The organism is Pseudaestuariivita atlantica (assembly GCF_001205715.1).
GTDB classification, from domain to species: domain Bacteria; phylum Pseudomonadota; class Alphaproteobacteria; order Rhodobacterales; family Rhodobacteraceae; genus Pseudaestuariivita; species Pseudaestuariivita atlantica.
In genome coordinates, this window is record NZ_AQQZ01000005.1 from 66,530 (window position 1) to 88,016 (window position 21,487).

21 protein-coding genes are annotated in these 21,487 nt (G+C 68.6%); 17 read left to right on the forward strand and 4 right to left on the reverse strand.

Features of this window, described 5'->3' with window-relative positions:
- The 7 genes from ATO11_RS12340 to ATO11_RS12370 all read left to right on the forward strand — a co-directional run bounded on the left by ATO11_RS12340 (position 1) and on the right by ATO11_RS12370 (position 6,593).
- Positions 1-714 carry an SDR family NAD(P)-dependent oxidoreductase gene (locus tag ATO11_RS12340; protein ID WP_050531199.1) on the forward strand — a complete coding sequence of 238 codons (714 nt, stop codon included), beginning with the start codon at positions 1-3 and terminating at the stop codon, positions 712-714.
- Entirely contained in the window at positions 711-1,439 is a 729-nt protein-coding gene (locus ATO11_RS12345; protein WP_050531200.1) for an SDR family NAD(P)-dependent oxidoreductase, read from the forward strand. Before ATO11_RS12340 ends, ATO11_RS12345 begins: the two co-directional genes overlap by 4 nt.
- Positions 1,436-2,761 carry an NAD(P)/FAD-dependent oxidoreductase gene (locus tag ATO11_RS12350; protein ID WP_050531201.1) on the forward strand — a complete coding sequence of 442 codons (1,326 nt, stop codon included), beginning with the start codon at positions 1,436-1,438 and terminating at the stop codon, positions 2,759-2,761. Before ATO11_RS12345 ends, ATO11_RS12350 begins: the two co-directional genes overlap by 4 nt.
- Before the next feature lie 75 nt (positions 2,762-2,836).
- Entirely contained in the window at positions 2,837-3,625 is a 789-nt protein-coding gene (locus ATO11_RS12355) for a hypothetical protein (protein WP_134643111.1), read from the forward strand.
- Positions 3,626-3,658: 33 nt separating this feature from the next.
- On the forward strand, positions 3,659-4,708 hold the full coding sequence (locus ATO11_RS12360) for a pyridoxal-phosphate dependent enzyme (protein WP_050531203.1): 1,050 nt from the start codon (positions 3,659-3,661) through the stop codon (positions 4,706-4,708).
- On the forward strand, positions 4,705-5,850 hold the full coding sequence (locus ATO11_RS12365) for a M24 family metallopeptidase (protein ID WP_050531204.1): 1,146 nt from the start codon (positions 4,705-4,707) through the stop codon (positions 5,848-5,850). Before ATO11_RS12360 ends, ATO11_RS12365 begins: the two co-directional genes overlap by 4 nt.
- Positions 5,802-6,593: a maleate cis-trans isomerase family protein gene (locus ATO11_RS12370; protein ID WP_050531205.1), complete on the forward strand. Its 792-nt coding sequence runs from the start codon at positions 5,802-5,804 to the stop codon at positions 6,591-6,593. Before ATO11_RS12365 ends, ATO11_RS12370 begins: the two co-directional genes overlap by 49 nt.
- A gap of 2 nt (positions 6,594-6,595) precedes the next feature.
- Here the strand turns inward: ATO11_RS12370 and ATO11_RS12375 are convergent, their stop codons facing one another.
- Positions 6,596-7,957, reverse strand: coding sequence for a sensor histidine kinase (locus tag ATO11_RS12375; RefSeq protein WP_050531206.1), 1,362 nt, complete (start codon positions 7,955-7,957; stop codon positions 6,596-6,598).
- A complete protein-coding gene (locus tag ATO11_RS12380) occupies positions 7,954-8,625 on the reverse strand; it encodes a response regulator transcription factor (protein ID WP_050531207.1) in 672 nt (223 codons plus the stop codon). Before ATO11_RS12380 ends, ATO11_RS12375 begins: the two co-directional genes overlap by 4 nt.
- 148 nt (positions 8,626-8,773) lie before the next feature.
- Between ATO11_RS12380 and ATO11_RS12385 the strand changes: the two genes are divergently transcribed.
- The 10 genes from ATO11_RS12385 to ATO11_RS12430 all read left to right on the forward strand — a co-directional run bounded on the left by ATO11_RS12385 (position 8,774) and on the right by ATO11_RS12430 (position 19,662).
- On the forward strand, positions 8,774-9,859 hold the full coding sequence (locus ATO11_RS12385) for a tricarboxylate transporter (protein ID WP_423212711.1): 1,086 nt from the start codon (positions 8,774-8,776) through the stop codon (positions 9,857-9,859).
- 147 nt (positions 9,860-10,006) lie between these two features.
- The gene (locus tag ATO11_RS12390; protein ID WP_050531208.1) at positions 10,007-12,034 is read left to right on the forward strand and encodes a tripartite tricarboxylate transporter permease; all 2,028 of its coding nucleotides are present in this window, start codon (positions 10,007-10,009) and stop codon (positions 12,032-12,034) included.
- Positions 12,031-13,083, forward strand: coding sequence for an isocitrate/isopropylmalate dehydrogenase family protein (locus ATO11_RS12395; RefSeq protein WP_050531209.1), 1,053 nt, complete (start codon positions 12,031-12,033; stop codon positions 13,081-13,083). The genes ATO11_RS12390 and ATO11_RS12395 overlap by 4 nt, the downstream gene beginning before the upstream one ends.
- Positions 13,080-14,165, forward strand: coding sequence for a 4-oxalomesaconate tautomerase (locus tag ATO11_RS12400; RefSeq protein WP_050531210.1), 1,086 nt, complete (start codon positions 13,080-13,082; stop codon positions 14,163-14,165). The genes ATO11_RS12395 and ATO11_RS12400 overlap by 4 nt, the downstream gene beginning before the upstream one ends.
- Positions 14,166-14,215: 50 nt before the next feature.
- On the forward strand, positions 14,216-14,449 hold the full coding sequence (locus ATO11_RS12405; RefSeq protein ID WP_050531211.1) for a hypothetical protein: 234 nt from the start codon (positions 14,216-14,218) through the stop codon (positions 14,447-14,449).
- A complete protein-coding gene (locus tag ATO11_RS12410; protein WP_050531212.1) occupies positions 14,446-15,414 on the forward strand; it encodes a D-2-hydroxyacid dehydrogenase family protein in 969 nt (322 codons plus the stop codon). The genes ATO11_RS12405 and ATO11_RS12410 overlap by 4 nt, the downstream gene beginning before the upstream one ends.
- Before the next feature lie 46 nt (positions 15,415-15,460).
- Positions 15,461-16,846 (forward strand): FAD-dependent tricarballylate dehydrogenase TcuA, encoded by a 1,386-nt coding sequence (tcuA, locus tag ATO11_RS12415; RefSeq protein ID WP_050531213.1) that lies wholly within the window; start codon positions 15,461-15,463, stop codon positions 16,844-16,846.
- The gene (gene tcuB / locus ATO11_RS12420) at positions 16,836-17,906 is read left to right on the forward strand and encodes a tricarballylate utilization 4Fe-4S protein TcuB (protein ID WP_050531214.1); all 1,071 of its coding nucleotides are present in this window, start codon (positions 16,836-16,838) and stop codon (positions 17,904-17,906) included. Before tcuA ends, tcuB begins: the two co-directional genes overlap by 11 nt.
- 30 nt (positions 17,907-17,936) lie before the next feature.
- A complete protein-coding gene (locus ATO11_RS12425) occupies positions 17,937-18,701 on the forward strand; it encodes an SDR family oxidoreductase (RefSeq protein WP_050531215.1) in 765 nt (254 codons plus the stop codon).
- 28 nt (positions 18,702-18,729) lie between these two features.
- Complete coding sequence (locus ATO11_RS12430; protein ID WP_050531216.1) at positions 18,730-19,662, forward strand: SMP-30/gluconolactonase/LRE family protein; 933 nt, start codon at positions 18,730-18,732, stop codon at positions 19,660-19,662.
- Here ATO11_RS12430 and paaK read toward each other — a convergent pair whose 3' ends face one another.
- Complete coding sequence (paaK, locus tag ATO11_RS12435) at positions 19,663-20,961, reverse strand: phenylacetate--CoA ligase PaaK (protein WP_050531217.1); 1,299 nt, start codon at positions 20,959-20,961, stop codon at positions 19,663-19,665.
- Complete coding sequence (gene paaI / locus ATO11_RS12440) at positions 20,958-21,398, reverse strand: hydroxyphenylacetyl-CoA thioesterase PaaI (RefSeq protein ID WP_050531403.1); 441 nt, start codon at positions 21,396-21,398, stop codon at positions 20,958-20,960. The genes paaK and paaI overlap by 4 nt, the downstream gene beginning before the upstream one ends.
- Between the last annotated feature and the right edge of the window lie 89 nt (positions 21,399-21,487).

The window sequence follows — 21,487 nt, forward strand, 5'->3', positions numbered from 1 at the left end:
GTGCGGTTCGCGGGGCAGGTCGCACTGGTCACCGGGGCCTCCGGCGGGATCGGCAAGGCCATCGTCGCCGTCTTGCGCGCGGAGGGGGCGACGGTCGCCACAACCGACCGCGCCGGCAGCGATTTCGACGGCGACCTGATGGACGCCGCCTTCTGCGATGCGCTGCCCGTACGGGTGGCCGACGCGCACGGGCGGCTCGATATCCTTTGCAACAACGCGGGCATCATCACGCGCGGCCAGATCACCGAGGCGACGGACGACGACCTGCGCCGTTCGCTTGCCATCAACGTCGAAGCGCCCTTTCGCCTGTGCCGCGCGGCGATCCCGATCATGGCGGCGCAGGGTGGCGGGACCATCGTGAACACCGCGTCCTGTTGGGGCGTGCATCCGGGGCCGAACCATCCCGTCTACATCATGACCAAGGCCGCCGTGGCCTCGCTGACCCAATGCCTTGGCCGCGACCATGCGCATCAGGGCATCCGGGTGAACGCCGTCTGCCCGAACGAGGTCGACACGCCGATGCTGCGCACCGGCTTCACCACGCGGGGCCTCAACCCCGACACCGCAATTGCCGATCTGGATGCCTCGGTCCCGCTGGGCCGCATCGCGCAGCCCGAAGACATCGCCGACGTGGTGGCGTTCCTGTGCTCGGACGCCGCGCGGTACATGTGCGGCGCGCTGGTCGAGGTGAATGGCGGGAAGCCGGTGACATGAGATTCGAGGGGAAGACGGCGCTGGTGACGGGTGCGTCCTCCGGCATGGGGGCGGCCACGGCGCGGATGCTGGCGGCACGGGGCGCACGGGTCTTCACCGCGCAACGCCGCAATGCCGGGTTCGAGGATATAGAGGCCGACCTGATGGACCCCGACGCACCGCGCAAGGTCATCAATTTCGTGCAGGCGCTCGGGACCGATCTGCACATCCTGGTCAACTGCGCCGGCATGATGCGCGAAGGCACGGTCGAGGAAACATCGCTCGACGACTGGCACGCGCAACTGCACCTCAACCTGACCGTCCCGTTCCTGTTCACGCGCCACGCGATGCCGCTGTTGAAACGTTCCAAAGGTGCCATCGTGAACGTCGGCAGTATCGAGGGGCTGGGCAACAATCCCCGCCACCCCGCCTATGGCGCATCCAAGGCGGGCCTGCACGGCCTGACCCGCGCGGTGGCGGTGGATCACGGGCCGGACGGCGTGCGCTGCAACGCGGTGGCACCGGGCTGGATCGACACGCCGCTCAACGAGGATTTCATCGCCTCCCAGCCGGACGCCGAGAATTTTCGTACGAAAATTCTCGATGTGCACCCGCTGCGCCGGACGGGAGCGCCGGACGAGGTGGCGGAACTGATCTGCTGGCTTGCCTCTGATGATGCGCGGTTCGTCACGGGACAGGTCTACACGATCGACGGCGGGCGCACCGCGCAACTGCCGCTGCCATGATCCGTCCGCCCGTCGATCCCGGCCCGGCGGCGTGGAACCGCCTGCTGCCCGATCCGCGCCCGCCGCAACCGTTGGACGGGGCGCAGACGGCGGACTGGCTGGTGATCGGCGCCGGGTTTGCCGGGCTGGCAGCGGCGCGGCGACTGGCAGAGCTGCACCCCGGCGACCGCATCACGCTCCTGGACGCCACCCGCATCGGTGACGGGCCGGCGGGGCGCAATTCGGGCTTCATGATCGACCTGCCGCATGACCTCAGCAGTTCCGATTACGCCGGACAGATCGCGCGCGACCGCGCCACGACCGCCGACAATCGCCGCGCCATCGCCTTCGCCTCACGCATGGCCGAAGAGTTCGACCTGCCCCGCGAGGCCTTCGACCCCTGCGGCAAGATCAACGGTGCCGCGACGGAGGCCGGGGCGCGGCACAATGCCGATTACGCGCGCCACCTCGCCACGATGCAAGAAGACCACCGCAGGCTCGACGCGCAGGACATGCGGGAGGTCACCGGCACGACCTTCTATCGCGACGGCCTGTTCACGCCCGGCACCGTCATGCTGCAACCGGCGATGTTCGTGCGCGGTATCGCGTCGGGCCTCGTGTCGAACCGGGTGACGATCCACGAAGCATCCCCCGTCACCGGCCTGCACCGCGACGGGGACTGGGTGGCGACGACCGAACGGGGCCGCGTCACCGCGCCCCGCGTCATCCTCGCCGTGAACGGCCATCTCGAACGTTTTGGCCATGCCACGCGGCGGCTGGTGCACGTGCACACCTATGCCTCGATCACCCGGCCCCTGACCGCGGCAGAGGTAGCCACGCTGGGCGGCGCGGCGCGCTGGGGCATCACGCCCGCCGACCCGCTGGGCACCACGGTGCGCCGGGTCTCGGGCACGGGCGGCGACCGCATCGTGATCCGCAACCACGTCACCTATGATCCCGGCTGCGAGGCGGGACCGGGCTGGCAGGCCGCGATCACGCGCCGCCACGATGCCAGCTTTGCCGCGCGGTTCCCGATGCTCGGATCGGTCTCGATAGAGTACCGCTGGGGCGGTCGCCTGTGCCTTGCCCGCAACGGCGCGCAGGTGATCGGAGAGATTGACGAGGGCCTTTATGCCGCCTGCTGCCAGAACGGTCTTGGCACGGTGCGCGGCACGCTTGCGGGCCTTCTGGCCGCCGAGGATGCAAGCGGCATCGCGTCCGATGCGCTCACCCGCGCCAGGGCGCAGGACCTGCCCGACCGCCTGCCGCCCGCATGGCTGTCGACGCCCGCCGCACGCGCGCGGATCTGGTGGGGGCAACGGCGTGCAGGCCGGGAATTGTAGGCCACCGCCGGTTGCCGGTTGCACCCCGCCCATGCGCCGTTAACCTGCCGCGTGATCCCAAACGGAGCCGCGACCGTGTCTGCCATCCCCGCCCCTTCCGGCTATGTCGCCGGCATCTCGTGGCCACGCAGTGGCCATCACCTGATGGTCCGGCTGCTGCAGGCCTATTTCGGCCCGTCCTTCGGGTATTGCGAGTTCCACCAGCCCACCGATTGCTGCAAGGAATTCCCCTGCGCCCGGCAGGACCGCATCCACCTGTCGAAGAACCACGATTTCGGCCAGAAAACCCCGCAACTGCCCGGCATCCGCCACGTGATCCAGTGGCGGGACTTCATTCCCTCGGTCGTGTCGAGCTATGAATTGTCGCCCGACCGCAAGACCGACGACAGCGCCGAAACATTCGCCACCTATGCCAGCCAGCGCTGGGGGCCTTACAGCCTCTTCCGCGCGAAATGGATCACCTCGGACTTCGCGCAGAAGCATGTGCAGCTGCGCTACGAGGATCTTGCCGCCGACCCGGTCGCGGCGATGGAACCCGTCGTGGCGCTCTTTTCGGCGGGCGCGCCCTATGACCGCGACCGCATGGCGGCCATCGCGGCAGAGGCGGCCGGGATCAGCAAGCTGAAAGGCGACACCGCCCACGCCGCCGATCCGGGCGTACGCAATCGCCGCCGGGTGGAGGATTTTCGCTGGTACGATCCGGAGCTGTTCGACCTGCTGGGCGCGCTTGTGCTGGAACGGCGGCACGTCATCCACCGCTGGCGCAAGCTGCGCGGACCGGACGAACCGGACGCGCGGACGATCCTGCGCCTGCAAACCCTGCCGGACCTTGCCGCGGTCGAAGCTGCACTGAAGTGCGATTGACCCCGGTGCCGGTTCTGCCGCACGGTCGCGGCCATGAAGCTGACATCCAATCCATACCGGGGCGCAGGCCTCGACCATCCGTCCCTGTCGGACGTGCCCGAACCCAGCACCGACTGGGACCGCCCGCGCGCCCTGCTCACCCGCTGCCCGCGCGCCAACACGACTCCGCTTGTCGATGCTGCTGCGCTGGCCGCGCAGATGGGCGTCGCCCAGATCGACGTGAAAGACGAACGCGGGCGCATGGGGCTTGGCAGCTTCAAGGCGCTCGGCGCGGCCTATGTCATCGCCTGCGACGCGCTGGACGGCACGGCACGTGGCGCGACCTACGTGACTGCCAGCGCCGGCAACCACGGTTTGTCGGTCGCCGCCGGTGCGCAGGCCTTCGGCGCACGGGCTGAAATCCACATCGCCCGCACCGTGCCCGAAGCCTTCGCCGACCGCCTTCGCGCGCTCGACGCGACCGTCGTCCGCTCGGGCGACGACTACGCCGCCAGCATGGAGGCCGCCGCCGCTTCGGCAGACGCCTCCGGCGCGCGGCTTCTGTCGGACAGTTCGTGGGCGGGCTATACCGAACGCCCGCACAGGTTGATGGAAGGCTACCTCGTGATGATGGCCGAAGCCTTCGACCAGATCGCAGCGCCGCCCACGCACATCTTCCTGCAGGCAGGCGTCGGCGGGCTCGCCGGGGCGGCGGCGGCGGCAGCGCGCGCGCAATGGGGTGACGGGCCGGTGATCACAGTGGTCGAACCGGAAAACGCCCCCGCCCTTGCCGCGTCCATCGCCGCCGGCGCGCCGGTGGTCGCCGAGGGACCGGATTCGCACATGGGACGGCTCGACTGCAAGGAACCGTCCCTGATCGCCCTGAAAGGTCTCGCGCGTGATGCCGACGCCTTCCTCACCCTGACCGAGGACGAGGGCGCGACCGGCGCCGCCGTGGCGGCGGCCGCGGGCCTGTCGTCGACCTCTTCGGGCGCGGCGGGCCTTGGCGGTCTTGCCGCGCTTGACGAAGCCACGCGCGGGCAGATCTGCCTGACGCCAGAGGCGCGCGTTTTCGTGATCCTGTCCGAAGGGCCCGAGGCGTGACACCCCCTCGCGGCTTCCCCGAGGCCGAATACCGCGCGCGCCTCGCCCGCGCGCAGGCGATGATGGCACAGGCAGACTTTTCCGCCCTGTTGCTGACGACCGAACCGCATGTGCGCTACATGACCGGCTTTCTCACCCGGTTCTGGGAAAGCCCGACGCGCCCATGGTTCGTCGTCGTTCCCGCGACGGGTGATCCCGTTGCGGTGATCCCCGCCATCGGCGCGCACCTGATGCGGCAGGGCTGGCTGACGGACATTCGCACGTGGGATTCGCCGGATTACGCCGATGACGGCGAAAGCCTGCTGGCCGATTGCCTCGCCGAACTGGCCCCCACGGGCCGCATCGGCGTGCCGATGGGGATCGAGTCGCACCTGCGCATGCCGCAGGACGCCTATGCGAGGCTGGCAAGGGCCACGGGCGACCGGCTGACCGACGACGCCTTCATCCTGCGCCGCCTGCGCCTGGTGAAATCCGACGCCGAGATTGGCAAGATCGCGCAGGCCTGCACCATCGCGTCGCGCGCCTTCGCCCGCGTGCCCGAGATCGCCCGCGACGGCGCCCGGCTCGATGACGTCTTCCGCCGCTTCCAGATGCTCTGCCTTGACGAGGGCGCGGACTGGGTCGGCTACCTTGCAGGCGCCGCCGGACCGGGCGGGTATGGCGACGTGATCTCTCCCGCCGCGCCTGTGCCGCTCGCCATGGGCGACGTGCTGATGCTCGACACCGGCGTCGTGTGGGACGGCTATTACTGCGATTTCGACCGCAATTATTCCATCGGCCCCGCGAACGGCACGGTGCGGGACGCGCATGCCCGGCTGATCGACGCCACCCATGCCGCCCACGACATCGCCCGCCCCGGCGCCACCGCCGCCGACCTGTTCCACGCGATGGACAGGGCGCTCGGCGGCGGCTCGACCGGGCGGCTGGGGCATGGGCTGGGCATGCAACTGACCGAATGGCCGTCGCTGATCCCTGCGGACCACACCGTGCTCGAACCCGGCATGGTGCTGACGCTGGAACCGGTGGTCGAGGCGTCGGCGGGCCGCATCCTCGTGCACGAGGAAAACATCGTGATCCGCGACGGCCCCGCCGAATGGCTCACCGGCCCCGCACCCGCCCCGATACCGGAGCTTGGATCGTGACGGGCGCGTTTCCCTATGCGCTGACCGACGACCGGCGGCGCACCCTCGGGCTGATCGTCCTGCAATCGGATGAAACGGTCGAGGAGGACCTGCACCGCCTCTGCACCCCCGCCGCGCGCCTGCTGGTCAGCCGCGTGCCTTCGGGCACCGAGGTCACCACCGACACTCTCGCCGAGATGGAGCGTCACCTCACCACCGCGGCGGGCCTGTTCCCGCGCGGCCTCGCATTCGACGCGGTGGGATATGCCTGTACCTCCGGCAGCGCGGTGATCGGGGCCGAAACCGTGGCGCGCAACATCCGGCACGGCGTACCCGCGGACGCGGTCACCACGCCGGTCACGGCGCTTGTCGCCGCCTGCCGCCACGCGGGCGCGGGCCGGATCGCGCTTCTGTCGCCCTACGTAGCCGACGTGTCGGACCGCCTGCGCGCGGTCCTGCGCGGGGCGGGGATCGACACGCCCGCCTTCGGCAGTTTCGACGAGGCGAACGAGGCACGCGTTGCTCGCATCGACGCACCCTCGATCGACGCCGCCGCCCGCGCGGTCGCCGCACAGGCGCCAGTGGACGCGGTGTTCCTGTCCTGCACCAACCTGCGCGCGCTTGACGTGCTGGCGCCGCTGGCCTCTGCCCTCGACTGCCCGGTCTGGTCCAGCAACCTCGTCCTCGGATGGGACCTCATGCGGCAGGCCGGTGTCATTCCGGAAACGACCTCTCCGCTCGACCTTCTGACCGGCGCGGGGTGAGGTCACAGGCTGCGCGGCAGCCCGATCCGCACGCGAAAGCCGCCGCCCTCCGGCACGTCGACCTTCATCCATCCAAGATGCCCCTGTGCCACCGCCTCGACGATGGAAAGGCCCACCCCGCTGGCCGAGGTCGGGGCGATCTGCGCGAACCGCTCCAGCGTGCGCGGCAGGTCCCGTTCGCGGACGCCCTCCCCGTCATCGGCAACCGTCAGGACCGCCTCGTCGCCCGTGACTTCCAGTGACACGTCGATCCGTGACAGGCGCGCGCCGCCGTGGCGCACCGCGTTGTCGACCAGGTTCGCAAGGCTTTCGCGCAGCATGGTCGCGTCCGCGCGCAGGGTCACGGGACGGTCCGACCGGACCGCGATCGTGACGCCTTCGGGCACCTGCATCCGCCCCACCCAGTCGCGCAACGCGCCCGCCAGTTCCAGATCCTCGCGCGCCGCCGACGGGCTGACCGCGCTGGCCCGTTCGAGGACCAGAAGCTTCTGGCTCAGCTCGGCTGCCTCCCGCGCGGCGACGGTCAGGTCACGGGCGCGGACGCGTGCGGCCTCGGCATCCGGCGCGCGCTCCACCGCCTCGGCCAGCGACAGGATGCCCGCCACCGGGTTGCGCAACTGGTGCGCCGCGTTCGAAATGAATTCCGACTGCGCCTCCAGCGTGCGCGACACCTGCGCGAACAGGCTGTTCAGCGTCGCCACGATGCCGCGCACCTCGCCCGGCACCGGGCGTCGGATGGGGGACAGCTCATCGCTCGACCGCTGCGCGATGGCGTCTTCAAGATCGGTCAGGGGACGCAGGCCGTACCGGACGCCGAACCACACGATCAGGGCAAGCGAGACGATCAGCCCCGCGATCACCGCGACGGAGCGCAGGACGAGGTCGCGCACGAAAGCGCTGCGCACCGCCGCGTCCTGCCAGACCGTGGTCGTGAAGATGCCCGTGAACCCCTCGATGCTGGTCCGGGTCTGCAACCGCACGCCCGAAACCCTGCGCCCCTGATACGTCGCCTCGAATCGGGTCGGCTGGTTGACCTCGGACTCGGGCGTCCGGGGGATACCCACCGGCGGCGTGGCATATCCCGCGACGATCACGCCATCCGGCGCGTAGACGTGGTAGAAGACCGGCCCGCCCGACGTATCGGCCAGAAGGTCGCGCGTCGCCGGTGACAGCGCGTCACCGCCCGAGCTTGCCACGTCGTTGACCACCGCCAGCGCGGCGCCGAGGAGGGACCGGTCGAACACCTCCGCCGCGGTGCGCCGCGCATTGGTCAGTTGCCAGAGCCCCGCCACGGTGGCGAGCGACAGAAGCGGCAGCAGGATGATCGCCGTCAGCCGCGCGCGAAGGGACCACGCGCCGCTCACGCCGCGCCCAGGTCCAGCGCATATCCGATCCCGCGCCGCACCCGGATCGCCACGCCGAAGGGCGCCAGCCGTTTGCGCAGGCGCGAGATATAGACCTCGACCACCCGTTCGTCCGACGCGCTGCCGGTGCCGTACATGTGATCCAGCAACTGGTCCTTGGACAACGGCGCGCCCCGCGCCTCGGCCAGCGCGGCGAGCAGCGTCAGTTCGCGCCGGGGCACCTCCATCGACCCGTCCGGCCCGTGCAGGTGCAGGGGATCGAGGTCGAGCCGCAGCGCGCCCAGCGCGATGTGCTGGCGTGGCGCGACCTCGCGCCGCCGGGCCAGCGCGCGCACGCGGGCCGCCAGTTCGTCCATCGCGAAGGGTTTGACGAGGTAATCGTCGGCCCCGAGGTCAAGCCCCGCCACGCGGTCCTCGGTCGCGGCACGGGCCGTCAGCAGGATGACCGGGCGCGGATCGTCCCGGCCCCGCATCCGCCGCAGAATGTCCAACCCGCTCTGTCCCGGCAGATTGATGTCGAGGATGACAAGATCGCTCGCCTCCTGCCGCAGGAACTGGTCGGCGGCATCGCCGTCGGCCAGCGCATCGACGGAATGGCCATCGTCTTCCAACCGATAGGCGATGCCCTTGCGCAGGCTGGTATTGTCTTCGACGACGGTGATCCGCATGCCGACTTTTTCGCGCGCATGACAGTTTCGTGCAAGCTTCGCGCGCCATTGTCCTGCGCGAACCCGGTTAGCCCGGGTCGATCTGGTGACCGCGGAGGGCGGCGCCACATGGGAGGACAACATGAACGCAATCAAAACCACCCGTCGGGTGGCGATGGGCCTTGTGGCCGCCGCCGCCGCGACCTTCGCCACCGGCGCCACCGCGGGCGGTCACGGCATCGACCTGACCGGCAAGACCGTCGAATGGGTGATCCCGTTCTCTGAAACCGGCGGATCCGCCAAGTGGGCCAACTTTTACGCCCCGCTGCTGAGCGAGGCGCTGCCGGGCCAGCCCACCGTCGTCGTGAAATTCATGCCGGGCGCGGGGTCGACCAAGGGCGCGAACTGGTTCCAGGAGCAGACCTACGAAGACACGCAGGGCACGCTGATCTTCGGCTCGTCCGGGTCGACGCAATTCCCTTATCTGCTGGGCGATCCGCGGGTGCGTTACGAATACAACGACTGGAACGTGGTCCTTGCCTCGGGCACCGGTGGCGTCGCCTACTTGCCGCCGGACCTCGCCGCGAAGATGGACGGGCTTGATGCCTCGGGCCTCAGGGACACCGATTTCATCTACGGCTCGCAAGGTGCCACGCGCCTCGACCTCGTGCCGCTCCTGGCATGGGAAATGCTGGGCCTGAACGTCGAGCCGGTGTTCGGCATCAAGGGTCGCGGCGACGGCCGCCTGATGTTCGAACGGGGCGAGGCGAACATCGACTACCAGACCTCGTCTTCGTACCTCAAAGGCGTGACGCCGCTGGTCGAGGACGGCTCGGCCGTGCCGATGATGTCCTGGGGCGCGCTGGATGCCGACGGCAACATCGTCCGCGACCCGACCTTCCCCGACATGCCGACCTTCAAGGAAGTCTGCGAGGCGACCGATGGCTGTGAAACCAGCGGCGACCAGTGGGAAGCATGGAAAGCCTTCTTCGTGGCGGGTTTCCCGGCGCAGAAGATGGTGTTCCTGCCCGCGGGCGCGTCCAACGACGCGATCGTGAGCTACACCAAGGCCTTCGAAGAGGTGAAGGCGCGCGCCGATTTCGCGGAAATCTCGGCCAAGCGCCTCGGCAAGTACCCGCAGATGACGGGTGACGAGGCCGCGGCCGCGCTGGCATCTGCCACGCAGGTGCCGGACAGCGCCAAGGCGTTCGTCGTCAACTGGCTGCAGGAACGCTACGGCGTTTCGCTGAACTGAGGCAGGGGTCGGGTGCAAGCACCCGACCTACACCCGCGCGGGTCCGGCAGCTTGCCGGAGGGAGGCCCGCGCGGGTATCGACAGGCAGCGGACGGGCCGGCATGGCCCGTCCGCACACCCCGAACCCGGACCCGGACTGATTGACCCATGGACCTTCTGGCAGTCGCCGGGCCCGCGCTGGGCGATGCGGCAACCCTGATCCTGCAACCCATCGTGCTCGCCTACCTCGTGGGCGGCGTCGTGATGGGCCTGTGCATCGGCGTCTTTCCCGGCCTCGGCGGGATCGCCGGCCTCTCGCTGCTCTTGCCCTTCATGTTCGGGATGGACCCGATCCTCGGGCTCGCGCTGATGATCGGCATGGTCGCAGTCGTGCCAACGTCGGACACCTTCGCATCGGTCCTCATGGGCATCCCCGGCTCCTCCGCCAGCCAGGCCACGGTGCTGGACGGCTTCCCGCTCGCCAAGAAGGGCGAGGCGGCCCGCGCGCTCAGCGCCGCCTTTGCCTCGTCGCTCTTCGGCGGCCTCGTCGGCGCGGCCTTCCTGACGCTCTTCATCCTCGTCGCGCGGCCCATCGTGCTGGAGTTCCGAACACCCGAATTGCTGATGATCACGCTCTTCGGGCTGTCGATGGTCGGCATCCTCGCCGGGCGCGTCGCCATCAAGGGCCTCGTCGCGGCGGGGCTTGGCATGATGATCGGCACGATCGGCGAAGGCGACAGCGCGGGCGAGCTTCGGATGGCGACCTACGACATCCCCTACCTGATCGACGGGCTGAAGCTGGTGATCGTGGGCCTCGGCATCTTTGCCATCCCCGAAATCGTCGCGCTGTTACGGCAGGACCGCGCCATTTCCGACCGCGCGCCGCTTGGCGGCGGGTGGAGCACCGGCGTCCGCGACTGGTTCCGCAACAGGTGGCTGTCGGTCAGATGCTCGATCATCGGCGTGATCGTCGGAGTGATCCCCGGCCTCGGCGGATCGGTTGTCGACTGGATCGCCTATGGCCACACGGTGCAGACCACGCCCGACAAGGCAAAGTTCGGGTCGGGTGAAATCCGTGGCGTGATCGGCCCGGAAAGTTCGAACAACGCCAAGGAAGGCGGCGGGCTGGTCCCCACCCTTCTGTTCGGCATCCCCGGATCGGGGTCCATGGCGATCTTCATCGGCGCCATCGCCCTCCTGGGATCGGGCCAGATCGAGGTCGGGCCCTCGATGATCAAGAACAACCTCGACGTCACCTATGCCATCGTCTGGCTGCTGGCGCTCGCCAACGTGGTGGGCACCGTCATCTGCATCGCGGCCTCGGGCGGCATCGCGCGGCTGACGACCATCCCCTTCGCCCTTCTGGCGCCCTTCCTGTTCATGATCATCGCCTTCGCGGCGTTCCAGTCGGGACAGGACATCATGGACCTCGTGGCGCTGTTCGCCATCGGCCTCCTCGGTATCCTGATGCGCCGTTTCGACTGGTCGCGCCCGGCCTTCCTGATCGGCTTCGTCCTGTCGAACCCGGCGGAAACCTACGCCAACCAGGCGGTCCAGATCGCCCGCTCCCGCTTCCGCAAGGGGTTCGAGGAAGGGATCGACTACGTCTTTTCGCCCATCGTGATCGTGCTGGTCGTCATCACCGTGATCTCGGTGATCGTGGGGCTGCGGCAGGCCAAGACCATCATGGCCGAAGGCGCGGTGCAGTCGGGCGCGAAACGCGCGCCGATGATTTTCCTGCTGGCGATCCTGGCCTACCTGCTGGTGGCCTTCACCAATGCCTCCCTGATCCCCGACTATGCCGCGGCAGACCGCGTCTTCCCGCGTTTCGTGTCAGGCGTCGCCATCGTGGGGGCGCTGATCCTTGTCGTGCAGATGATGCTCCGGCCGGAATCCCACCCGCTCTTTGCCGACCGCGAGGCCGGGAATTCCGAGAACAACAAGCACGGGCTCTGGTCGACGCTGGCCTGGTTCGCGGGGCTCCTGGTCCTGACGGCGCTTGCCGGGTTCATCATCGCGCTGACGCTGTTCCTGTTCCTCTTCATCTGGCGGCGCGCGGGCCGGTCGCCGGTTTTCGCCGCGCTCTACACCACGGCTGGCCTTGCCTTCATGTGCGCGATGGCGTGGCTTCTGAACCGGGACTTCCCGGCAGGACTGTTGCAAGAGGCGGTGAAACTGCCCTGGCCGCTGGGATGACCCGGCAGCTTCTGGCGCTTGACGGGGACGGGATCGGGCCAGAGATCATGGCCGCGACCCTCGCCGTGCTGGACGCCGCAAGGCTGCGCACCCCGATCCGCGTCACCCGCGCGGATATCGGGTTTGCCGCGCTCGAAACCTCGGGCTCGACCATCCCGGATGACGTGATCGCCGCCGCGAAGGCCGCGGACGGCGTGCTCTTGGGCCCGGTCTCCCACAACGCCTATCCCCCGCGCGAGGACGGCGGGCTCAACCCCTCGGGCGTGCTGCGGCGCGAGCTGGAGCTTTACGCCAACATCCGTCCTGCCCGTCGGATGGACGGTGTGCCAGCCCCCGCCAATGGCCCCGTCGACCTGATCGTGGTGCGCGAGAACCTCGAAGGGTTCTATGCCGACCGCAACATGCATGCGGGCGTCGGAGAGGTCATGCCCGTGCCGGGCGTCGCTCTTGCCACCCGCAAGATCACCGCCGACGGCTCCCGCCGTATCGCAGAGGCCGCCTTCCGGCTGGCCGCCGACCGGCCCGACAAGCACGTGACAGCGGTGCACAAGGCCAACGTCATGCGGCTGAGCGATGGTCTGTTCCTCGACTGCGTGCGGGACGTCGCGCAAGGCTATCCGGATGTCACCTATGACGAAGTGCTGGTCGATGCTGCCGCCGCGCACCTCGTGCGTGATGCATCGCGGTTCGACGTGATCGTCACGACCAACATGTTCGGCGACATCCTGTCCGACCTCGCCTCGGAACTCGCGGGCGGGCTGGGGCTTGCCGCGTCGCTGAATGTCGGCCCGCACCACGCGGCGGCACAGGCGCAGCACGGATCCGCCCCTGACATCGCCGGTCAGAACCGCGCCAACCCGGTGTCGCTGATCCTGTCCCTCGCCATGCTTCTGCGGCATATGAACGAAGACGGGGCCGCCACGGCCATCGAAGGCACGGTCGCCGATCTACTCAAGGACCCGTCCACGCGCACGCCCGACCTGGGCGGCACGATGGGAACCCGCGAATTTGGTGCGGCCGTCGCCGCGCGGATGGAGACACCGACATGAGCCAGACGGCCATCCCCTTTCACTTCCTGCGCGGCGGCACATCGCGCGGCCCCTACCTCGACCGCGCCGACCTGCCCGAGGACCGCGAGACGCTGGCCGAGGTGCTGATCGCCATGGTCGGGTCGGGCCACCCTCTCAACATCGACGGGATCGGCGGCGGCGCGGCGGTCACGACCAAGGTCGCTATGCTGTCGAAATCCGACGACGAATGGGCCGACATCGATTACTTCTTCGCGCAGGTCAGCGTGGAGAGCCGGCTGGTCGATTTCAAACCCACCTGCGGCAACATCCTCGTCGGCGTCGGGCCCGCGGCGCTTGAGATGGGCCTGATCGCGCCCACCGGGGACGAGACCGAGGTGCGCATCCGCGCCGTCAACACCGGCGCGCGGGTGATGGCGCGGGTGCAGACGCCGGGCGGCGCGGTGTCCTATGACGGTGACGCCGCGATCGACGGCGTGCCGGGCACGGCGGCCCCCATCGCGCTCAACTTCATGGACGTGACCGGCGGTGCGACGGGCGCTCTGTTTCCGACCGGGGCCAAGGTCGACACGATCGACGGGATCGACGTCACCTGCATGGACGTCGCCATGCCCATGGCCATCGCCCGCGCCGACGCGTTCGGCCTGACCGGGTACGAGACCGCCGAGGAACTGGATGCCAACCGCGCGTTTTACGACCGGATGGAGCCGATCCGGCGCGAGGCAGGCCGGCGCATGGGGATGGGCGATGTCTCGCAATCGGTGACGCCCAAATTCGGCCTTGTCGCGCCCGCGCGCGACGGTGGCGCGGCGGCGGTGCGGTATTTCATGCCGTGGAACTGCCACCCGAGCCTCGCCGTGACCGGATCGCAATGCATGGCCGCGTGCCTCTTGTGCCCCGGCACGGTCGCCGAAGGGATCATGGCCGCCCCCAACGAGAACCCGGTGGCGATGGCGCTGGAACACCCGATGGGGCAGCTGCACGTCGTGATGGACGTGAACCGCGACGACCCCTTCACCGTCAACTCCGCCGGGCTGGTCAGAACCGCGCGCCTCCTCGCCCGAGGCGAGGTCTTCGTACCCCGGCATGTCTGGAGCGGTTGAGCGCGACGTGTATTTTTAGTATGCAATAGTATACAGAATTGGAGGGACGCATGAGTTACGAAGATTGCCTCACCGTCGCGCGTGCGGAACTCGCCACGGCCCGCGCGCTGATCCAGGACGAATTGCGCGCCTATCCCACGCCGGTTTCGGGCTGCGATGCCCAGTATAACCACCTGATCGGCCTGCGCGGGTCGATCACCGATGCCCTGCGGTCGCTCGACGCGCCGCGCTTCGTCGCGACGCCCCGCACGCCCGAACCCTTTGCCGGGGTGGAAAGCCGGTGAAGGTCCATATCCTAGACGACTGGTTCGACACCCTGCGCTCCCTGCCCTGCTTTGCCCTGCTGGCGGATCACGACGTCACCGTCTGGACCGATCACGAACCCGATCCCGCCCGCCTTGCCGACAGGGTGCAGGAGGCCGAGGCGCTGGTGCTGTTCCGCGAGCGGACGGCGATCACCGCCGACCTGCTGCAACGCCTGCCGAACCTGCGCCTGATCTCTCAACGCAGCGTCTACCCGCATGTGGACGTGCCCGCCTGTACGCAGAGCGGTGTCATGCTGTGTTCCAACATGCATTCCGGCACGCCCTCCTACGCCGCCGCGGAACACACGCTCGCGCTCATCCTCGCCAGCTACCGCCAGATTCCGGAACAGGTCGCCTCGATCCGCGCGGGGCGCTGGCAGGCGGGCGTCGGGCGCACGTTGCGCGGGAGGACGCTGGGGCTGTACGGCTATGGCCGCATCGCGGGAGCGGTGGCCGAATATGCCCGCGCGCTGGGGTTGAAGGTGCAATGGTGGGCCTCGGACGAGGGCCGCGCCCGCGCGGAGGCCACCGGAGAGACGGTCGCCGCCAGCCGGGAAGCGTTCTTCGCCACCTCCGACATCGTGTCGCTGCATGTCCGGCTGAAACCGGCCACGCGCGGGATCGTCACGGCCGGGGACCTTGCCGCGATGGCGCCGCGCAGCCTGCTGGTGAACACCTCGCGCTCCGGGCTGATCGCCCCCGGCGCGCTGGAGGCCGAAATCCAGCGCGGGCGCATCCACGCGGCGGTCGACGTGTTCGATACCGAACCACTCACCGACACCTCGCACCCCTTGCTCACCCACCCCAACGTCCTGCCGACCCCGCATATCGGATACGTGACCGAGGACGAGTTCGACCTGCAATTCACCGACATCTTCGAACAGGTGAACGCCTTCGCCGCGGGCCATCCGATCCACGTCATCAACCCCGAAGTGGCGACCTGACGCCGCGGGGCGTTGCAAATTGTATCCAAACGGATACAAGAGCGGCGTGACCCGACTCGCACCCGATATCCTCGTCATCGGCGGCGGCAATGCCGCACTGACCGCCGCGCTGACCGCACGCGAAACCGGCGCATCCGTCACCGTGCTCGAAGCCGCGCCGCGCGACTATCGCGGGGGCAACAGCCGCCACACCCGAAACTTCCGCTGCATGCATGCCGGGCCGCTTGGCGTGCTGACGGGCGATTACGGCGACGAGGAATATTTCGACGACCTTTTGCGCGTCACCAAGGGCGACACCGACCCCGACCTCGCCCGCCTCGCCATCCGGTCCAGCCCCGATGCCTACCGCTGGATGGAGGCGCATGGCGTGCGGTTCCAGCCGTCGCTGTCAGGCACCCTGTCCCTGTCGCGCACCAACGCCTTCTTCCTTGGCGGCGGCAAGGCGCTGGTCAACGCGCTTTACGCCCGCGCCGAGGACCTCGGGATCACCGTGCACTACGACGCGCCCGTGCGCCATGTGGAGGTCGACGGGGACCGCGTCGCACGGGTCATCGCGGACATCGACGGGGCCGAGCAGGTGTTCACCCCCCGCGCGGTCGTCGTCGCGTCGGGCGGGTTCCAGGCCGATCTCGACTGGCTGGCGCGCGCATGGGGGCCGGCCGCGCGCAACTTCCTGATCCGCGGCACGCCCTACAATCGCGGCGTGGTGCTGAAGGACCTGCTGGACCAGGGCCTGTCCTCGGTTGGTGATCCGACGCAGTGCCACGCGGTCGCCATCGACGGACGCGCGCCGCAATTCGATGGTGGCATCGTCACGCGGCTCGATTGCGTGCCGTTCTCGGTCGTGGTGAACCGCGACGGCGCGCGGTTCTATGACGAAGGCGAAGACGTCTGGCCCAAACGCTACGCGATCTGGGGCCGGTTGGTCGCCGCGCAACCCGATCAGGTGGCCTATGCCCTGATCGACGCCCGCGCGCGTGACCTCTTCATGCCGTCGGTCTTCCCGCCGGTCGTGGCCGACACGATCCCCGAACTTGCCGCCAAGCTGGGCCTGCCACCCGACGCCGTTGCCCAGACGGTCGACGCCTTCAACGCCGCCTGCGGCGAAGGTGATTTCACCCCCACCGAACTTGACGGCCTCGCCACCAGAGGCATCGAACCGCCGAAAACCAACTGGGCGCGCCCGCTGATCGAACCGCCCTTCTACGGCTACCAACTCCGCCCCGGCGTGACCTTCACCTATCTCGGGCTCAAGGTCGACGACACCGCCCGCGTGTCGGGCGAAGCGGGGCGGATGCAGAACCTCTGGGCCGCCGGGGAGATCATGGCAGGCTCGATCCTCGGACAAGGCTACCTCGCCGGGTTCGGCATGACGATCGGGTCGGTCTTTGGTCACATCGCGGGACGGGAGGCCGCCGCCCATGTCAACTGACGCCGTCACCGAAGCCCGCCGGCAGCTCGAAATCTGCAATGCCTGCCGGTATTGTGAAGGCTATTGCTCGGCCTTTCCCGCGATCACGCGGCTGCGCGCCTTCGCCGATGCCGACATCACCCAGATTGCCAACCTGTGCCACAATTGCCGGGGCTGCTATTACGCCTGCCAGTACACCGCGCCCCACGAATTCGACCTGAACCTGCCCGCCGCGCTTGCCACCGTGCGCCGCGAAAGCTGGGAAGAGTATGCCGTGCCCGCCGTGCTTGGGCGGGTCTTCCACACCCGCGCATGGGCCGTGACGGCGGTGCTGGTTCTGGGCTTTGCGCTGATCGTCGCGCTGATGCGCGCGGGCGACGGTGCGGGGTTCTATGCGTGGATGCCGCATTCGGTCATGGTCGCGATCTTCGCACCCGCTTTCCTCTTACCTTTTGCGGCGCTCGCCCTTGGCGTCCGCCGGTACTGGCGGGACGTAGGTGGCACGCCGGTGCGCTGGCGGCACGTTGCGGCAGCGTCGAAGCGGACCGCGCGCATGGCCGACCTGTCGGGCGGGCACGGCGAGGGGTGCAATTTCGAACAGGGCGAGCGGTTCAGCCAATCCCGCCGGTATGCGCATCAGCTCATCCTCTGGGGTTTCCTTCTGTGCTTTGCCTCGACGACATCTGGCACGATCCTGCACTACCTTGCCGATGCGCCCGCCCCCTACCCGCTCTGGTCGATCCCCAAGGCGTTCGGCATCCCCGGCGGCATCCTCCTGACCCTCGGCTGCGGATGGATGCTGTGGCTCAAGTCACGGGCCGATGGTCACCTGTCCGACCAGCCCAGCGCGCGGGCCGACACCGCCTTTGTCGCGCTTCTGGGGTTCGTCGGGTTGAGCGGCCTCGCGCTTTATGCCCTGCGCGACACCGGCGGCATGGGCCCAGCGCTTGCGCTGCATCTCGGCGCGGTCTTCGCACTGTTCGTGCTGACGCCCTACACCAAGATGGCGCACGGCGCCTACCGCTTTGCCGCGCTGGTGCGGGACGCACAGGTGAAAGAGGCGCAGGCCCAAGCCGCTTGACAGCCGCGCACCGATGCCGAGGCTTGCACCATGTCGCACCTCTTTGATCTGACGGGCCGCCGTGCCCTTGTGACGGGTTCATCGCAAGGGATCGGGTTCGCGCTTGCCAAGGGATTGGCCGAGGCGGGCGCATCGGTGGTGCTGAACGGTCGGTCGCAGGACAAGCTCAACGAAGCAGCCGAGAGCCTGCAGGAGGTAGGCGCAGACGTCGCCACACGAGCCTTCGACGTGACCGACCATGACGCCGTGCGCGCCGCCATCGACGGGATCGAGGGTGACCTCGGCCCGCTCGACATCGTCATCGCCAATGCCGGGATGCAGCATCGCGGTCCACTCGAAGACTTCCCGCCCGACGCGTTCGAGGCTTTGTTGCAGACCAACATCGCCAGCGTATTCCACACCGCGCAGGCCGCCGCGCGGCACATGATCGCGCGCAAGGCGGGCAAGATCATCGCCATCGCGTCGGTCCAGTCGGCCCTCGCCCGGCCGGGGATCGCGCCCTACACCGCGACCAAGGGCGCGGTGGCGAACCTCGTGAAGGGCATGGCGACCGACTGGGCGCGGCACGGGCTGCAATGCAATGCCATCGCGCCCGGCTATTTCGACACGCCGCTGAACGCGGCTCTGGTGGCCGACTCGGACTTTTCCGACTGGCTCGCCAAGCGCACGCCCGCCGGGCGCTGGGGAGAGGTGCACGAACTGGCGGGCGCGGCGGTCTTCCTCGCCTCGGACGCGTCCAGTTTCGTCAACGGTCACACGCTTTATGTCGATGGCGGGATCACCGCCTCGCTGTAAGCTGGGCGCAAAGGGACAGGAGGCTGCCATGTTCGGAGTGATCGAGGGCACGGGGTTCGAAACGCTGGACCCAAGGTTCGCCGCCTGCCTGCTTGGCAACGCGCGGGTCGAACGGCTGTGGACCGGCGCACGCTGGGCCGAGGGGCCGGCATGGTTCGCCGCCGGGCGCTACCTCGTCTGGTCAGACATCCCCAACAACCGCATGTTGCGCTGGGACGAGGCGGATGGCTCGGTCTCCACCTTTCGCCAGCCCGCCAACAATTCCAACGGCAACACCGTTGACCGGCAGGGGAGGCTGGTGACTTGCGAACACCTCGCCCGGCGCGTCACCCGCACCGAACATGACGGGTCGATCACGGTGATCGCCGATAACTCGCAAGGCAAGCGCCTCAATTCGCCCAACGACGTGGTCGTGTCCTCGGACGGCGCGGTGTGGTTCACCGATCCGCCCTACGGCATCATGATGGATTACGAAGGTGCCCGCGCCGAAAGCGAGATCGGCGCCTGCCACGTCTACCGCGTCGCGCCTGACGGGACGATCGCGATCGCCGCCGATGACTACGTCAAACCCAACGGGCTGGCCTTTTCGCCCGACGAAAGCGTGCTTTACATCGCCGATACCGGAGGCTCGCACGACCCCGACGGCCCGCGTCACATCCGCCGCCATACGGTTTCGGCAGATGGCACGCTCGGCGGTGGAGAGGTCTTCGCCACCTGCACCGCGGGTCTGTTCGACGGCTTCCGCGTGGACCGCAGCGGACGCATCTGGACGTCGGCCGAGGACGGCGTGCATTGCTATGACCCCGACGGCACGCTGCTCGGCAAGGTGCTGATCCCCGAAGTGGTCGCTAATGTCTGCTTCGGTGGTGCGCGCCTGAACCGGCTGTTCATCTGCGGCACCAGTTCGCTTTATTCCGTCTACCTCGACACCAACGGCATCTGCCCGATCAACGGGGCCTGATCAGCCGTCACCGCGCCGGTCGACCACCCGCACGGCCTTGCCCTGCGACCGCGCGACCGATCCCGGCGCACCGGCCTTCACCGCGACGCTGAGGCCCACCGCCTCCTTGATAAGGCCGGCCAGTTGCGCCTCCGCCCCGGTGGCATCGACCCCTTCAAGGGTTTCGACGTGCACGACCATCTCGTCCATCCGCCCCTCGCGCCGCAATTCGATCTGGAAATGCGCCGCCAGCGCGTCAAGCTTCAGGATCTGCTCTTCGATCTGGGTCGGGAAGACGTTGACGCCGCGCAGGATCATCATGTCGTCCGAACGGCCGGTCACCTTCTCCATCCGCCGCATCGACCGCGCCGTACCCGGCATTAGGCGCGTCAGGTCGCGCGTGCGGTAGCGCACGATGGGAAAGGCTTCCTTGGTGAGCGAGGTAAAGACCAGCTCGCCCAGCTCACCATCCGGCAGCACCTCGCCCGTCGCCGGGTCGATCACCTCGGGATAGAAGTGATCCTCCCAGATGTGCAGGCCATCCTTCGTCTCCACACATTCGTTCGATACGCCCGGCCCGATCACCTCGCTCAGGCCGTAGATGTCGACCGCGTGCATGTCGAACGCCTCCTCGATCTCGGACCGCATGGCGTTGGTCCACGGCTCGGCGCCGAAGATGCCGACCTTGAGCGGCGATTTCGCCGGATCGCGCCCCTGCGCGCGGTATTCGTCAAGGATCGACAGGCAGTAGGACGGCGTGACCGTGATGCCGCCCGCGCCGAAATCCTCGATCAGGCGCACCTGCCGCTCGGTCATCCCGCCGGACACCGGCACCACCGTCAGCCCCAGCCGTTCGGCCCCACCATGGATGCCAAGCCCACCGGTAAAGAGGCCATAGCCATAGGCGTTGTGCAGGACATCCCCCGCCCGCAATCCGCTGGCCCGCAGGGAGCGCGCGACCACCTCGTCCCACATCTCCAGATCGGCGCGGGTGTAGCCCACGACCGTCGGTTGCCCCGTCGTACCGGACGAGGCGTGAATGCGCGCCACCTGCTCACGCGGCACGGCGAACATCCCGAACGGGTAGTTGGCGCGCAGGTCCTGCTTGGTCGTGAAGGGAAACTTCGCCAGGTCGTCGAGCGAGCGCAGGTCGTCGGGATGCACCCCCGCCGTCTCGAACGCCGCGCGGTAATGGGGCACGTTGTCATGGGCGTGGCGCAGCGACCAGCGCATGCGATCCAGTTGCAGCGCCGCGATCTCGTCCCGGCTGGCAATCTCGATCGGGTCCAAATCCTCCCGGCGCGGCGTGAGGTCCTTCATGCGTCCGTCTCCTCTTCGCGGAACAGCGTGCCCCGGATGGTGCGCGACAGGCCCCGGAACTCGGCGATCACGGTGCCGTCGTCCCGCGTCACCGTCACGTCGTAGATGCCCGAGCGCCCGGCGCGGTGCCGCTCCACCGCGCGCGCGGTCAGCGTGTCCCCCGGCTGGCCCGGCGCGATGAAATCGACCCGTCCCTGCTGCGCCACCGTGACGAGGTTGTAACTGTTGCAGGCCAGCGCAAAGGCCGTGTCGGCCAGCGTAAAGATGAAGCCGCCATGGCAGATGCCATGCCCGTTCAGATGCCGCGCCTCGACTTTCAGCCGTGTCTCCGCCATCCCCGGCGCGACCGTCCCCATCTCGATCCCCAGCCCTTTCGAGGCCGCGTCACCCTCCCACATCGCCCGCGCCGCGCGCTGCGCACGGGCCTCAGGCGTCAGGTCGGGTGCGTCGCTCACGGGAAACCTTTCAAAATCCGGCGTACCGACGCTTGCATGTAATGTCTGCCCGGTCAATGCTTTGCCCCGCG

Bases quoted from the DNA above. Each gene is read 5' to 3' on its own strand.
- ATO11_RS12345 (WP_050531200.1), top strand. From the start codon at position 711: ATGAGATTCGAGGGGAAGACGGCGCTGGTGACGGGTGCGTCCTCCGGC.
- ATO11_RS12350 (WP_050531201.1), top strand. From the start codon at position 1,436: ATGATCCGTCCGCCCGTCGATCCCGGCCCGGCGGCGTGGAACCGCCTG.
- ATO11_RS12360 (WP_050531203.1), top strand. From the start codon at position 3,659: ATGAAGCTGACATCCAATCCATACCGGGGCGCAGGCCTCGACCATCCG.
- ATO11_RS12370 (WP_050531205.1), top strand. From the start codon at position 5,802: ATGGCTCACCGGCCCCGCACCCGCCCCGATACCGGAGCTTGGATCGTG.
- ATO11_RS12380 (WP_050531207.1), bottom strand. From the start codon at position 8,625: ATGCGGATCACCGTCGTCGAAGACAATACCAGCCTGCGCAAGGGCATC.
- ATO11_RS12390 (WP_050531208.1), top strand. From the start codon at position 10,007: ATGGACCTTCTGGCAGTCGCCGGGCCCGCGCTGGGCGATGCGGCAACC.
- ATO11_RS12395 (WP_050531209.1), top strand. From the start codon at position 12,031: ATGACCCGGCAGCTTCTGGCGCTTGACGGGGACGGGATCGGGCCAGAG.
- ATO11_RS12400 (WP_050531210.1), top strand. From the start codon at position 13,080: ATGAGCCAGACGGCCATCCCCTTTCACTTCCTGCGCGGCGGCACATCG.
- ATO11_RS12405 (WP_050531211.1), top strand. From the start codon at position 14,216: ATGAGTTACGAAGATTGCCTCACCGTCGCGCGTGCGGAACTCGCCACG.
- tcuB (WP_050531214.1), top strand. From the start codon at position 16,836: ATGTCAACTGACGCCGTCACCGAAGCCCGCCGGCAGCTCGAAATCTGC.
- ATO11_RS12425 (WP_050531215.1), top strand. From the start codon at position 17,937: ATGTCGCACCTCTTTGATCTGACGGGCCGCCGTGCCCTTGTGACGGGT.
- ATO11_RS12430 (WP_050531216.1), top strand. From the start codon at position 18,730: ATGTTCGGAGTGATCGAGGGCACGGGGTTCGAAACGCTGGACCCAAGG.
- paaK (WP_050531217.1), bottom strand. From the start codon at position 20,961: ATGAAGGACCTCACGCCGCGCCGGGAGGATTTGGACCCGATCGAGATT.